The sequence below is a fragment of the Pelagimonas phthalicica genome, from assembly GCF_004364805.1.
Taxonomy (GTDB): domain Bacteria; phylum Pseudomonadota; class Alphaproteobacteria; order Rhodobacterales; family Rhodobacteraceae; genus Pelagimonas; species Pelagimonas phthalicica.
Map to the genome: position 1 here is coordinate 347,961 of NZ_SOAP01000002.1, position 13,411 is coordinate 361,371.

At 55.4% G+C, this 13,411-nt stretch carries 13 protein-coding genes; 6 read left to right on the top strand and 7 right to left on the bottom strand.

Features of this window, described 5'->3' with window-relative positions:
* Nucleotides 1-59: 59 nt before the first annotated feature.
* On the bottom strand, nt 60-1,814 hold the full coding sequence (locus CLV87_RS11750; RefSeq protein ID WP_099245523.1) for an acetolactate synthase 3 large subunit: 1,755 nt from the start codon (nt 1,812-1,814) through the stop codon (nt 60-62).
* A gap of 735 nt (nt 1,815-2,549) precedes the next feature.
* On the opposite strand from CLV87_RS11750, the gene CLV87_RS11755 reads away from it, so the two are divergent.
* Both CLV87_RS11755 and CLV87_RS11760 read left to right on the top strand, forming a co-directional pair.
* The gene (locus CLV87_RS11755) at nt 2,550-2,762 is read left to right on the top strand and encodes a hypothetical protein (RefSeq protein WP_133840765.1); all 213 of its coding nucleotides are present in this window, start codon (nt 2,550-2,552) and stop codon (nt 2,760-2,762) included.
* Nucleotides 2,763-2,949: 187 nt separating this feature from the next.
* Nucleotides 2,950-3,279 (top strand): hypothetical protein, encoded by a 330-nt coding sequence (locus CLV87_RS11760; protein WP_099245527.1) that lies wholly within the window; start codon nt 2,950-2,952, stop codon nt 3,277-3,279.
* 115 nt (nt 3,280-3,394) lie between these two features.
* Here the strand turns inward: CLV87_RS11760 and CLV87_RS11765 are convergent, their stop codons facing one another.
* On the bottom strand, nt 3,395-4,036 hold the full coding sequence (locus tag CLV87_RS11765; protein ID WP_099245529.1) for a response regulator transcription factor: 642 nt from the start codon (nt 4,034-4,036) through the stop codon (nt 3,395-3,397).
* Nucleotides 4,033-5,454 carry a cache domain-containing protein gene (locus tag CLV87_RS11770; RefSeq protein WP_099245531.1) on the bottom strand — a complete coding sequence of 474 codons (1,422 nt, stop codon included), beginning with the start codon at nt 5,452-5,454 and terminating at the stop codon, nt 4,033-4,035. The genes CLV87_RS11765 and CLV87_RS11770 overlap by 4 nt, the downstream gene beginning before the upstream one ends.
* Nucleotides 5,455-5,869: 415 nt before the next feature.
* On the opposite strand from CLV87_RS11770, the gene CLV87_RS11775 reads away from it, so the two are divergent.
* The 4 genes from CLV87_RS11775 to CLV87_RS11790 all read left to right on the top strand — a co-directional run bounded on the left by CLV87_RS11775 (nt 5,870) and on the right by CLV87_RS11790 (nt 10,827).
* Nucleotides 5,870-6,955, top strand: coding sequence for a TRAP transporter substrate-binding protein (locus tag CLV87_RS11775; protein ID WP_099245533.1), 1,086 nt, complete (start codon nt 5,870-5,872; stop codon nt 6,953-6,955).
* Nucleotides 6,956-7,067: 112 nt separating this feature from the next.
* Nucleotides 7,068-8,015, top strand: coding sequence for a TRAP transporter small permease subunit (locus CLV87_RS11780; RefSeq protein ID WP_166652742.1), 948 nt, complete (start codon nt 7,068-7,070; stop codon nt 8,013-8,015).
* Nucleotides 8,016-8,027: 12 nt separating this feature from the next.
* On the top strand, nt 8,028-10,385 hold the full coding sequence (locus CLV87_RS11785) for a TRAP transporter large permease (protein ID WP_099245535.1): 2,358 nt from the start codon (nt 8,028-8,030) through the stop codon (nt 10,383-10,385).
* A 178-nt stretch (nt 10,386-10,563) separates the two neighbouring features.
* A complete protein-coding gene (locus tag CLV87_RS11790; RefSeq protein ID WP_133840766.1) occupies nt 10,564-10,827 on the top strand; it encodes a hypothetical protein in 264 nt (87 codons plus the stop codon).
* A 48-nt stretch (nt 10,828-10,875) separates the two neighbouring features.
* Here CLV87_RS11790 and CLV87_RS11795 read toward each other — a convergent pair whose 3' ends face one another.
* The 4 genes from CLV87_RS11795 to CLV87_RS11810 form a co-directional block, all read right to left on the bottom strand.
* Nucleotides 10,876-11,118, bottom strand: a complete 243-nt coding sequence (locus tag CLV87_RS11795; RefSeq protein WP_099245537.1) for a hypothetical protein — start codon at nt 11,116-11,118, stop codon at nt 10,876-10,878.
* A gap of 182 nt (nt 11,119-11,300) precedes the next feature.
* The gene (locus CLV87_RS11800; RefSeq protein WP_099245538.1) at nt 11,301-12,113 is read right to left on the bottom strand and encodes an arginyltransferase; all 813 of its coding nucleotides are present in this window, start codon (nt 12,111-12,113) and stop codon (nt 11,301-11,303) included.
* A 131-nt stretch (nt 12,114-12,244) separates the two neighbouring features.
* Entirely contained in the window at nt 12,245-12,688 is a 444-nt protein-coding gene (locus tag CLV87_RS11805; RefSeq protein WP_176556029.1) for an RDD family protein, read from the bottom strand.
* A gap of 77 nt (nt 12,689-12,765) precedes the next feature.
* Nucleotides 12,766-13,197 carry a DUF2852 domain-containing protein gene (locus tag CLV87_RS11810; RefSeq protein WP_099245540.1) on the bottom strand — a complete coding sequence of 144 codons (432 nt, stop codon included), beginning with the start codon at nt 13,195-13,197 and terminating at the stop codon, nt 12,766-12,768.
* Between the last annotated feature and the right edge of the window lie 214 nt (nt 13,198-13,411).

The window sequence follows — 13,411 nt, forward strand, 5'->3', positions numbered from 1 at the left end:
CAAAAGGAAAAGGCCCGGCGAAGAACCGGGCCTTATCTGTTTTGCTCTGATCGGTGGATTTACACCAGAACAGCGCCGCTTGAGCCGATGGCGTCTTTGGTCGAGGCCTCGCCCAACAGCATTTTGTTATGCGGTGCGCCCGATGGGATCATTGGGAAGCAGTTTTCATGCTTCTCAACCAAACAATCAAAGATTACCGGCCCGTCATAATTGACCATTTCCATGATCGCATCATCCAGATCAGCCGGGTCAGAGCATTGAATGCCTTTGGCACCAAAGGCTTCGGCCAGCTTGACGAAATCGGGCAGGGCCTCGGACCAGCTGTGGGAGTAACGCTCACCATGCAGCAATTCCTGCCACTGGCGCACCATGCCCAAGCGTTCATTGTTGAGGATGAACTGTTTGACCGGCAGGCGGAACTGCACCGCGGTGCCCATTTCCTGCATGTTCATCAGCCAGGATGCTTCGCCAGCAACGTTCACAACCAGCGCATCCGGATGGGCCATCTGTACACCGATGGAGGCTGGAAAACCATAGCCCATGGTGCCGAGGCCTCCGGAAGTCATCCAACGGTTGGGATCTTCAAAGCCCAGATATTGCGCGGCCCACATCTGGTGTTGGCCAACCTCGGTGGTGATGTAGCGATCCATGCCTTTGGTCAGTGCTTCGAAACGCGCCAGGGCATGTTGCGGTTTGATGGTTTTTTCCGATTCCTTAAAGCTCAGGCAATCGGTCTTTTTCCATTCCTCGATCTGCGCCCACCAGCGCGCCAGTCCCTCACGATTGATCTTGCGCCCGCGAGATTTCCAGATCCGCAGCACGTCCTCAAGTACATGACCAACATCGCCGACAATCGGAATGTCGGTCTTGATCACTTTGTTAATCGAAGAGGGGTCAATATCGATATGCGCCTTGGTCGAGTTCGGGCTGAACGCATCCAGGCGGCCAGTGATCCGGTCGTCAAAGCGCGCGCCAATATTGATCATCAGATCGCAACCATGCATCGCCAGGTTGGCTTCGTACAAACCGTGCATCCCCAACATGCCGAGCCAGCTTTTGCCCGATGCAGGATAGGCCCCAAGCCCCATCAGGGTCGAGGTGATCGGAACGCCCGTCGCATCAACCAGCTCGCGCAGCAATTGCGACGCAGCCGGGCCGGAATTGATCACGCCACCGCCGGTGTAGAAAACCGGGCGCTCGGCCGTTTCGAGGGCCTCAACCAGTTGGGTGATGGTTTCAATGTCGCCTTTAACGGGCGGCTGGTAATGGCTGGCCGATGCGGCAGGCTTGGGCGAATAGGTGCCCGAGGCAAACTGAACGTCCTTCGGAATGTCGATCACAACCGGGCCGGGGCGGCCAGAAGTGGCAACATGGAACGCCTCGTGAATGGTGCCGGACAGTTTTTCCGTCTCTTTTACCAGCCAGTTGGCCTTGGTGCAGGGGCGGGTGATGCCCACTGTGTCGGCTTCCTGAAAGGCGTCCGAGCCAATCATAAAGGTCGGAACCTGACCGGTCAGAACAACCAGCGGAATGGAATCCAAAAGCGCATCGGTGATGCCGGTCACAGCGTTGGTAGCGCCCGGACCAGAGGTCACGAGAACAACACCAGGCTTGCCGGTCGAACGGGCGTAACCTTCGGCAGCGTGAACCGCGGCCTGTTCGTGGCGGACCAAGATGTGGCGAATGTCGTTTTGCAGAAAAATCTCATCATAGATCGGTAGGACTGCGCCGCCGGGATATCCGAAGACTGTGTCAACGCCCTGATCCTTGAGCGCTTGAACCACCATTTTCGCACCGGTCATTTGACCACTCATCGCATTTCTCCGTCTACGATCATTCAACTTTTCTAACGCGCATAAAAAAGCCCCCGTCTTGGCGGGGGCGCATGGGTTCCAAAGAGGGTTCCGTTACCGGCCCATGCGCATATTTCCTACAATGACGACTAGAGCATTCATGCCCAGGCTCCTTTAAACACGTGCGCGGACGTTATTTCAGTGAGAACGGGGCGTCAACCGCCATTGCGCGAATAAATCTGTCGCAAGGCGCATTTTTTCTTTTCGGTTGTTGCGCGGATGGGCGATTTTAACACATGGTCAAGAAATGTCAGGGGCAGGGGCGGATGTCGCATATATGTCTGTGCGCTGATGCACAGAACAATTCGTGGAAAGCGGGCTTGATCTTTGCAATACTGAACCGGTTAGTTCAGAACGGGAAATGCGCCAATGCTTAGAACACATAATTATCGTGATTTCGGTGTGTGCCAGGCGGTGAAACTCAGCACATTGATCGTCATCGCCCTGACGATGCAAGCTGGTTTTGGTGTGTAACGCGCCGGTCCAAACAGGGCAGATAGGCACTTAGATAGAGAAAACAATTCCACCACGTGAAATGCGCTGAAGCTTCGGCAAGAGATTGCCGAGCCTGCGCGTTTCAGGCGTCATTTGGCCAGTGTCGCAGAAATTGCAACAATTGCGCGCGGCAACGTGAATTGTGTCGTGAACGGTTTTTCTGGCAAGTTGTTCTCAGAATGCAACAGGAAGGGGGCTATCATGGTCCGCAACGTTTTTTTCCGCGACTTCACCCTGATCAAGGCCGGGTTATTGACCGTGCTTATTGGTATCGCCGCCTTCGCAGGTGAAGTGCCCGGCGCGACAAATGGTTATGCGGCTGAGGAAGGTGTCGGCAAGGCGCGTATTCTTCCGGCGGTGATTCACATTTTGGGCGTGGATTGCGAGAATGAAGATAAGGGTGTTCAACTTTAGGTTTGGCACCCCTTTAGAGAGCGGTGAATTTTAGCTCTCTGACCAAGAAATTGTGCAACAAAACCGCGAATTTTCAGATTTTTTGTGCTGCGACGGATTCCACTGTGTTAAATGAGGTTAACAGGAGTTAATTTTTCTCCTATCGGGATCCTAGGCGCAAAAGCGTCATTTGGTTGAGGGCACAACAATGAAGACATTTTCAGTATCAAAAGCAGCCTTGGTTATTTTGACGGCAGCCGCAGTTTCGGGTTGCACTGTTTTGCGCACCGGCCAGGACAGCCGTTACGAGCGCGTTGAGCTGACACCGCAAGAATGCCAAGCGCGTGGCGGCGTCACCGTCGTACAGAAAAGCACCGGCGAGCAGGTCTGCCGCGTGACGCAATACCAAAATGCACCAGCCGGAGCAGTTGCTACTGCAGCTGCATCTTCTGGCGGGGCCTCAGCTGCAGCAATCGCAGGTGGTATCGCTCTGGTAACCGTCTTCGCGCTGAGCAACAGTTCGTCAGGCACCCAGTAATTCTACGATCAAGAGGCAGCACCGCTGGTTTTCAAGCGGTGCTGTCCGACAAGGTCCGGCCCGCTATTTGGTTATCGAAAGGTAATCCAAGGCGGGCTTTTTGCTTGGTGGGTGGTTACAGGTTGGTGCCGGTGCCCTGCAAAACACCATATTCCAGCGCATAGCGGGTCAGCCCCGCAGTCGTACTGATGCCAAGCTTGCGTTTGATATTCTTGCGGTGGGTTTCCACGGTTCGCACCGAAATATCCAGGGCAAGCGCCACTTCTTTATTCGACTTGCCTTGCGCCAATTGCAGCAACACAGTTTGCTCGCGATTGGTCAAAGGTTCGCGGCTGTCATCGCTGGGTGCCAAGGACCCCTTGGCACCGGTACACAAATAGATTTCACCAGCCATGACCGCGTCAATCGCTGTCTTGATCTCTTCGGTCTGAACGTCTTTCAGCACATATCCGCGTGCGCCATGGCTAAGCGCGGTATTGATGTATTCCGGAGTGTCATGCATCGACAGGATCAGAATCCGCGTGTCTGTGGTTTTCTCAAGGATCATTTCGGTCGCCGACAAACCGCCAAGACCCGGCATGTTGAGATCCATCAGGATGACATCGGGGGCCAAGGCTTCAAGCTGATCAACAATTGCCTTGCCATCAGACAGGGTCGCGATCACCGAAATGTCGTCATAGCTGTCGAGAATGGCTTCGATCCCTTCGGCGACCATGGGATGATCATCGACAATGACAACTTTTGTCTCGGTGCTCATGCGCGAACCTTTGGATCTGAGAGGCCGTCCTTTTCGGGTGGCAACAAGTGTGACAGTGGAACTTGGGCTTCGATAACGGTCCCTGAGCGGCTCGACAAGACCCGGAGCGTCCCTCCGAGCTGGTCCATCCGCTCTTGCATGTTGCGCAACCCAATACCGGGGCCGGCGCGACGCTTGGTGTCATCCAGCCCGCAGCCATTGTCTTCGATCCGCAAGGTGCCGCCCGACCGATGTCCACGCAACATGACTGAAACCTTGCTGGCCCCCGAATGGCGTTCGACATTGGTCAAGGCTTCTTGGGCAATACGATACAGGGCGATCTTGGCGTCCTGGGACAGGCGATTGCGAAACACAGCAGTTTCAAATTCGGTTTCCAGCCCGGTGCGGGCGCGGAAGGCTTCGGTCAGGGCGTGCAGGGCAGGGCCAAGGCCAAGATCGTCCAACACGCCCGGGCGCAGGTCGCGGCTGATGCGGCGTACTTCGTTGATGGCCTGGCCAAGGTTGTCGATGCCTTTGTCCAAGGTGTCCTGTGCGCGGTCATCGCCACGATCCAAGCGGCGTTTGGTGACATCAAGCGCGTATTTGATCCCTACCAGGATCTGGCTGATCCCGTCATGAAGCTCGCGCGCTACGCGGCCGCGTTCTTCTTCCTGCGTGTCAAAGACCCTTTGTGCTAGTTCTTTGAGCTTGGCATCGGCGAGCCGTCTTTCCCGGATATTGATCACCAGACCAGATAAGAACACCAAAAGCAGGGCGGCCAAGGTGATCGCGCTGATATAAAAGAAAGTTTGCTGAACGCGGGCTTCGACTTCGGCGCGGGTCGCCGCGACCGAGGACACGACATCGTCGATAAACACCCCGGTCCCAACCGCCCACCGCCAGGAGGGAAAGGAGGTGATATAGGTGATCATCCGCGCCTCTTCACCGGTCGATGGTTTGGGCCACAAATGTTCGACATAGCCAGCGCCGCTGCGTGCCGTCCACAGGAATTCTGACACAACAGGCGTGCCTTCGCTGTCCTGATAATCCAGCCAGTTCTTGTTGATCAGATCGGTCTGGCGCGGAGAGACGATATTGTTGCCGTCATAATCATAAACAAAGAAGAACCCTTCATCACCATAGATCATCGCGGCGAGGATCTGTTTCACCTGCTGCTTGGCGGCTTGGTCATCGGGAGCGGCGGACCCGTATACAAAGTAAAACCCGTTGCGGGCTTGGGTCACATAATTGCGCAATTCCTGTTTCTTGGCTTCGATCAATTGCTCTTCGAGGCTGCGGATCTCGCGTTCGGCCAAGGCGCGGGATTGTGCGGCCACGAGAAAGGCGATCGCGGACACCGCCAAAACCAACGGAACAGAGGCCAAAAGAAACATCTTTTGGCCGTAGCTGATGCTGAACCGGGAAAACAGGCTTGCCATGGGGGCGGTTTAAAGCAGGTTTGGCTGATTTGTGAAAGGCCTGAGCGTGTCGAGCAATTGACGACAGGATTGGGATTTCGCGTAGGGCCCAAGGGATGCAGCGCTTCCGTACACGATTACGATTCCTCCGAGCGGATAAGTCTGGGAAAAGAGCGCGCATTTCTTGCCTGAGGACCGGAATGATGCGCGTAAATTCAAGTAGAGTTGGCCGAATTGGGACAAAAATGAACGAAAATTCACCTAATTTGAATCTGTTTTGCCACTGAATTCAACATCTTGGCGAAATTTTGGGCTAAACTACGTAGCAGTGGGTATTCTCATCAGGGGGCTTGCGTCCTACGCTTCGCTCACTTGCAACGATCCGCGCCCGGGTGGGGAGCCCTGGCGCATAAGAATACCCATGGGAGGATATTACATGGATCGCCGTTCTTTTCTAAAAGCGTCTACCGTTGGTGCAGGCGCCGCTGCTGCGACGACTCTGGCAGCTCCGGCTTACGCGCAGGGCAACCGTACGCTGACAATGGTCACATCTTGGCCACGCGGTTTTGCTGTTCTGGATGATGCAGCTACCTATCTTGAAAACATGGTTAAAGAGATGTCTGGTGGCTCTCTGACCATCGACAAGAAAGCTCCGGGCGAGCTGGTTGGTGCTCTGGAAGTGTTTGACGCGGTTTCTTCCGGTCAGGCCGACATGTACCACTCTGCCGACTACTACTATATCGGTCAGCACCCAGGTTACGCCTATTTCACCGCTGTTCCGTTCGGCGGCACTGCGCAGGAAGTTTCCAACTGGTACTATCATGGCGGCGGCGAAGAGCTGCATGACGAGCTGGGCCAGATCTTTAACCTCAAAGGCCTGCTGGCTGGTAACTCCGGTTCGCAATCCGGTGGTTGGTTCCGCAAGGAAATCAACTCTGCTGACGACTTCAACGGTCTGAAGTTCCGTATGCCGGGTCTGGGCGGCAAGGTTCTGGGTAAACTGGGCGCATCCGTTCAGAACATCCCAGGTGGCGAACTGTACCAAGCGCTGTCTTCTGGTGCTCTGGACGGTCTGGAGTGGGTTGGCCCGATGGCTGACGAGCGCGCCGGCTTCCAGGAAGTTGCCAAGATCTACTACACTGCGGGCTTCCACGAGCCGGGTTCGGCTCTGGCATCCTCCGTCAACCTCGACGTCTGGAACGAACTGTCTGACCAGCACAAAGCGATCCTGCGTTATGCGTCCATGGCTGTGACCCAGTACCAGCTGGCCGAAACTCTGGCCAACAACGGTGCGGCTCTGGCACGTCTGCAGGCTCAGGGTGTGAAAACTCTGCAGTTCTCCGACGATGTTTGGGATGCGTTCGGCAAAGCATCTGCCGAAGTCATGGACGAGAACATGGATGACGAACTGTTCGCGAAAATCCGTGCCTCCTTTGAATCCTCGCTGGCGCAATCCGCAAGCTGGATCAACAAGTCGGACGGTTACTACGTTCAACAGCGTGTGCGCGTGCTGGGCGGCTAAGCCGAACAGGACCACAATCGGAAAGGCCCCTGACATCAGGGGCCTTTTTCTCAACTGCCGTTCGCGGCACATCACCTGAAAATCAGCCGGACAACCGGCGGCGGGGGATCTTATGGAAGAAGAGAGCGCGGGGGCTCTGGGCGCATTGGGCGATGGTATCCTATGGGTGCTGACCGAATTCGCCATGGCGTTCTACAATCTGGGATATGCGATCACGCATCCGGCCAGCTGGCTGGATTGGGTCATCTGGGACAACACCAAAGAAGACAAGGCATCCTTGATGAAGACCGTTTATTACGGCGCTTCGTCGGAGCTTTTCTTTGTTTTCACAGCCTTCTTTATTGTGCTGTTCGCGATTGGTGTCTGGAAAAGCAACATTCTCTGGGGCGCGGTACGCGTTCTGGAAGGGCTGGCCAATACGGTTGGTCGCTTTGCCGCCTGGGCCGGTCTGGCCATGGTGCTGCAACAGGTCATCATCGTTTTCATGCAGCGGATCTTTACCCGACCTGACATCGTGTTCGGTTTTGGCGTGCCGCTGGATTTCGACATCTCGTGGTATGCAGAAGAGCTGAAGCTTTATAACGCCATGGTTGTGGCGCTGTGTCTGACCTACACCTTTGTGCAGGGCGGTCATGTGCGCGTCGACCTGGTCTATTCGGCAGTCAGTTTCCGCACCAAAAAGGTCATCGACATGGTCGGTGCCATTATCTTTATGGTGCCAATGGCTGTGCTGATCTGGATGTATAACTGGTTCTTCATGTGGCGCTCTTTGGTTGTCCCGCCGGTTTCCCCATCCGATCCGCTGCAACGCCTGGAACTCAAGGCACGTGCGGTGCGCTGGAATGTGGAAACCATCGGGTTCAGCCCCAACGGGTTCACCGGCTACTTCCTCTTCAAGGTGCTGATGGTTGTCATGGTTGGCATGATCTTCCTGCACGCCTGGGCCTTCTTCTATCGCTCCTTCCTGGAATGGCGCGAAGGCGAAGAGTCTGAAAACAAATATCTGGACAAAGACGTGCTCGAAGCGGGTGAAGAACCCTACGACCACGCAGAATTCTGAGGGAGCACGTAGATGTTGTTTGGATTGGACGGCGTCGAGATCGGCTTGATCATCGTCTTTCTCACGCTCTTTTCCGCCATTCTGTCAGGTTTCCCGGTGGCCTTTGCCATCGGTGGGGCCGGGGTGATTTCCTTTGGGATCATCGCCTCACTGGACAGTGCTGGCATTCTTATTCACCAGGCCATCGATACCAGTTCGGAGGCCTATAGAAACCTGGTAGCCAGCGGTGTGGTCGAGGCCAAGATCTCGATCTTCAGATACCCGGAATTGCCACGTATCGAAGCGCCTTCCTTGTTCCCGGCCGGGGATTGGGAAGCGGCGATGAAGCGTACCATTGCGGGCATCACCAACCGGATCAACGAACGTGTGATTGCGGGCCAGTCGATTGAAACCCTGCTGGCTGTTCTGATGTTCGTGTTGATGGGGATCGTTCTGGAACGCTCCAAGATTGCGAATGACCTGTTGACCACAATGGCGCGTGTTTTTGGCCCGCTGCCAGGTGGTCTGGCTGTGTCCATCGTGGTTGTGGGCGCATTCCTTGCCGCCTCGACCGGGATCGTTGGTGCGACCGTAGTCACCATGGGCTTGCTCGCCTTGCCGACCATGTTGCGCAACAACTATTCGCCTGAACTGGCGACGGGTGTGATCGCGGCGTCTGGTACTCTGGGGCAGATCATTCCACCTTCGATCGTGATCGTTCTGCTGGGCACATTGGCCGGTGACCTCTATTCGGCTGCGCAGGAAACCCGCGCGGTCGAGGCGGGTTGTACCGATGCCTTGACCTATCTGGGTGAGCCTGCGGTTGTCTCGGTTGGGACCTTGTTCCAGGCGGCGCTGCTGCCCGGCGTCATGCTCGCGGGTCTCTATGCGGCTTATGCCTTTGGTTTTGCCATGCTGAACCCGTCCAAAGCCCCTGCGGTTGCTCTGGGTGACAGCGGCAATGAACCTGTAACCCGTGGCGAAGCCTTTACCTGGTATTTGGGGGTGCCAATTGCCTTGATTGCAGGCACCATTCTGGCCGCACAAGTTGGCCTGGTTGGTGATCAGTCGACGCGCGTTGACAGCTTCTCGGATATTGGTGAGGCGGCCAGCCTGCGCACCAACGTGTCTGAGCAGTGTAAAGTCTCGATGATCGAACTGCATGGTCAAGAAGCCTGGGATACGGCAATCGCCGAGCAGGAGAAGATCGATCAATCGGGAGGCGCGACCGAAAGCCGTCGTCTGACCGAGGAAGAGATCGCGACCCTGCGCGCCGAAAAGATCGACAATGCTGCGCCGATTGGCACCGGCATTGCGATCCTGGCGGTGATCATGGGCCTGATCCTCGCGATTGCTCGCGGCGTGTCGCCTTCCTCTGATCCGCTGCCATTGCTGATCGGGGCAGGGGGTCTGGCCTTGGGTTACTTGGTCGACATCCTGTTGCTGACACCGACAACCTCCTCTGGGGTGACGGTGTTGCTGATGGCGGTTCCCTGGGCCTTGACGCTTTATGGCTGCAAGCACGCCTTTGTGCGCCTGTCCAAGAATGAGCTGCTGCGCGTGGTCTTCCCGCCGCTGGTTCTGATCGTGGCTGTTCTGGGCTCGATCCTGGGCGGGATCACCAACCCGACACCGGCTGCGGCCTTGGGTGCGGCAGGGGCGATCATGCTGGCGGCCTATCGCAAGCTGACCGAGCAGGACAAATCACCAAAGGTCATCCTGATGTCGACCCTCGCGGTTCTCATCATGATCCTTGTCGGTGTGAACTTTGACCTGCGGATCAACACAAATGAGGTCAGCTTTGAAAGCTGGGTGGCGTTCTTCTTTGCCTATGCGGCTTACCTCTATGCGCTGTTTGGCTTGCTGTTCAGCTGCTGGGTTCTCTACAAGGCCGGGGTGCTGAGCCCTGCGGTGCGTGAGACCGCGAAAGTGACCAGCATGGTGTTCACCATCCTGATCGCCTCGCAGCTGCTGAACCTTGTGGTGATCTCCTTTGGGGGTGAGCATTACATCCAGCAGTTCCTCAAGAGCTTTGACGATGTGCGCACGGTCTTCCTGATCGTGATGCTGGTGCTCTTTGTGCTGGGCTTTGTTCTCGACTTCCTCGAGATCATCTACATCGTTGTGCCAATCGTTGGGCCGGTGATCTATGGTGCGCATTTCGATCCGAAATGGGTGACCATCATGATCGCGGTGAACCTGCAGACCTCGTTCCTGACACCGCCCTTTGGCTTTGCGCTGTTCTACCTGCGCGGTGTTGCTCCGAAAGAGGTCACAACCGGCCACATCTATCGCGGTGTGATCCCGTTTGTGCTGATCCAGGTTGTAGGGTTGGCGATCCTGGCGTTCTTCCCGTCAATCGTCACCATCGTGCCTGATCTCATGCCGTGATGCGCGAGCTATTCTCTGACAAATCAAAGGGCTGCCCGTTGGGTGGCCCTTTTTCTTTGCCTAGATAATGCCTTAAAAACGATCCTGGTTTGCCGCAGGACTTACCTTAACAAAACGTAAACGGTGCACAGAATACCCTCATACGTTGATCACCCTATGATCACATGAGGAGGCAGATATGCCAGGTACCCGAGTGGAAGCTCTTAGTCGGTCACAAGTTCAAGCTGGAATACAAAAAGACCTGTTCGCCAAGGCTGAGGCCCATTTGAATGCGCGGCGTGCCAAGGTCTCCGGCAAAACAGCGCCGAATATGCGTGGGCTGCAATATGCGCCTGACGGGTTTCCTGTGCCTGGTGAGACTGACCCGGTTCCCGAGAACAAGGCACGTCTCGTTGCGATTGCCTTGATAGGTTTCGCCGTCGGGGCGTTTGTTTTGGGCTAGTTGGCTGGTGCACTTGCCGGGGTTTCATTCCCAAAGTGCACCGAGGTCTCAGCACTGAACGGGCCCCTGAGGAAACACAGCCTGTTCCAAAGCGGTCAATCGCTTTTCGATATCTGTCGCCAACACAAAGGTTGAGGTGGCGGCAAAATCTTTGGGGGCGTGGGCCAAAGTATATCCCAAATGTTCAATCAAAGGCACGACAATGCCGCGCAAATAGGAAATGCGATCTTCGATCGCCAATGTCTGGGTGTCTTCAATGATCGTAGCGCAGTAATCTTCTGGGCGTTTCATAGCCAATTCCCTTTCTCTACATGTTGATTTTTACTGGGCAGTCAAATTTCTGAACCAGCAAATGCCCCTTTCCAAAGCGCTTTGAGAGGGGAAAAAGGAGAAATAGGGATCATAATCCAACAAGTGGAGCATTGACGTGAAGAGACGTTACGTAACTTTTGGATTGGTCACCTGACGAGGCGTTAACCGCGCCCGTCAGGAAAGGAGATCTTGGCGACTTGTTCGGCAATCGGGTCGCTGGAGAGCGGGTGCAAATCGTCCTCGTACCCTTCGGGATCTCCCAATGGTTCCCATGACCCGTTGCGATAGATTTCAAGCGCATCGAATTGCGCTTTGTAGCCCATCTTTTCGCTGCCGGGCACCCAATAGCCCAGATAGACATAGGGCAGACCGGATTCACGGGCGATTTCGATATGATCCAGGATCATCCAGGTGCCCAGGCTGGCACGGGTATAAGCCGGATCAAAGAAGGAATAGACCATCGACAAGCCGTCATCGAACATATCGGTCAGACAGGTCGCTGCCAGTTGGTCGGTTTCACGGTCGATATATTCGATCACCCGCGAGCGGATCGGCGTTTCCTCGATCATCGCGGCGAATTCAAAGATATCCATATCCGCCATGCCGCCATCGGCGTGGCGATTGTCCAGATAGCTGCGGAACAGTTCGTATTGTTCATCCGTGGCCCAGGGGCTGGTGGCGCGACGTTCAAACTGCGTGTTGCGCTTGATCACCCGTTTCTGGCTACGCGACGGTTTGAAATCATTGACTGAGATTCGCGCCGACATGCAGGCATTGCAATCCGAGCAAGAGGGTCGATACAGCACGTTTTGCGACCGGCGAAACCCTTGTTTGGACAGGCTGTCATTCAACACTTGCGCCTGATCGCCTTGCAGGGCTGTGAACAGCTTCCGTTCCATCCTGTCCTCAAGATAAGGGCAGGGCTGTGGAGCCGTGACATAGAACTGAGGGGCAAGGGGCAGCGAGTGGCGCATGAGGGTCCGATAACGATTAAGACTTTAACAAAACGGTAACAATAATTCCGCGCCTCTCCAACCCCCCGAAACGAACAAGACCCCGAAAACCGGGGTCTTTCTAAAGTTTAGGTTAACTTAACCAAGAATCCTTAGGCGCGTAAATTCAACGCCGTTGTGCCCAGGAACATGTCGGTCAGGCTTTGCCCGCGCTCGCTGAACAGCATCAGGCCGATGGAGATGATCTGCAGGATCACGGTTGTCATGGTGATGGAATAACCCGCTGTGTGCAGCAAGGCCTGCGTGCCATCCAAACGCCGACCATAGGCATCGCGCAACTCGACCGCCATCAGGCGCATGCCCCAGGTGGCTGATCCGCTGGCAATCGTGAACCAGCGGTAGAGAAACCCGATTACGATGTAAAACAGCGGGATAAAGAACAGCCCAACAACGGTAAACAGCGCAATCGGGAGGGTGATGGCCAAAATGATGGCCGAGTCGACGAACCAGGCAATCCCACGTTTAAAGGCCACGCCTTCGTAAAATTCGGCCTGTCGCTGCGGGTCGGGCAGATGGGACAGGGGCTCGGAATACATTTTGGTCTCCATAATGATGCGGTTTGTTGGGGGCCGGCCCCGATTTGGGCCGGCTATGTTTTGTGGAAATTATGCGCTTAGGCGTCTTCAGTTTCCATCATTTCCTTGGCGCGCTTTTCGCGGTCATCCATGAACTGGTCGAACTCGGCCTTGTCCTTGGCTTCGCGCAGGCGCTCCAGGAAGGATTCAAAGGCGTCTTGTTCGTCCTGCAAACGACGCAGGGTTTCGGCCTTGTAAGCGTCAAAGGCGGTGTTTCCACTTGGCTTCATCGCGGCCCATGCCTGACGGCGGGCGTTACGGTGACCAGAATGGCGGCAGGATTTCGAGAACATGCGTTTGCTCCAGATCATATAGGCAAGAAGGGCAAGGCCGACGGGCCAGAAGAAGATGAAACCGAGGACCATGGCAGCAATCCACGCGCCTTTACCGCGCTGATCCAGCCAGGCCTCGCTTTTGGTGAACCAGCCAGCATTGGCGGGAACGTCAGCGGAATAGGTGGCGGTGGTCATTGGTGTCTCCGTTTCTCTTTGTGTTGATGTGAATGTCTTTCACATTACACCAGATCGTGATTGTCGGGTGAGGTTTCAAGGGTCAATGTGAATGTTTTTTACATTTTCGAAATTCTGACTTACTTCCAGCGGGTTAGGTGGAGATATTTTTAGGTGACAAGTGGGGTGAAATGGGGGAGTTGAGGCCGAAAACACCAGATTTATAGTTCAAAAC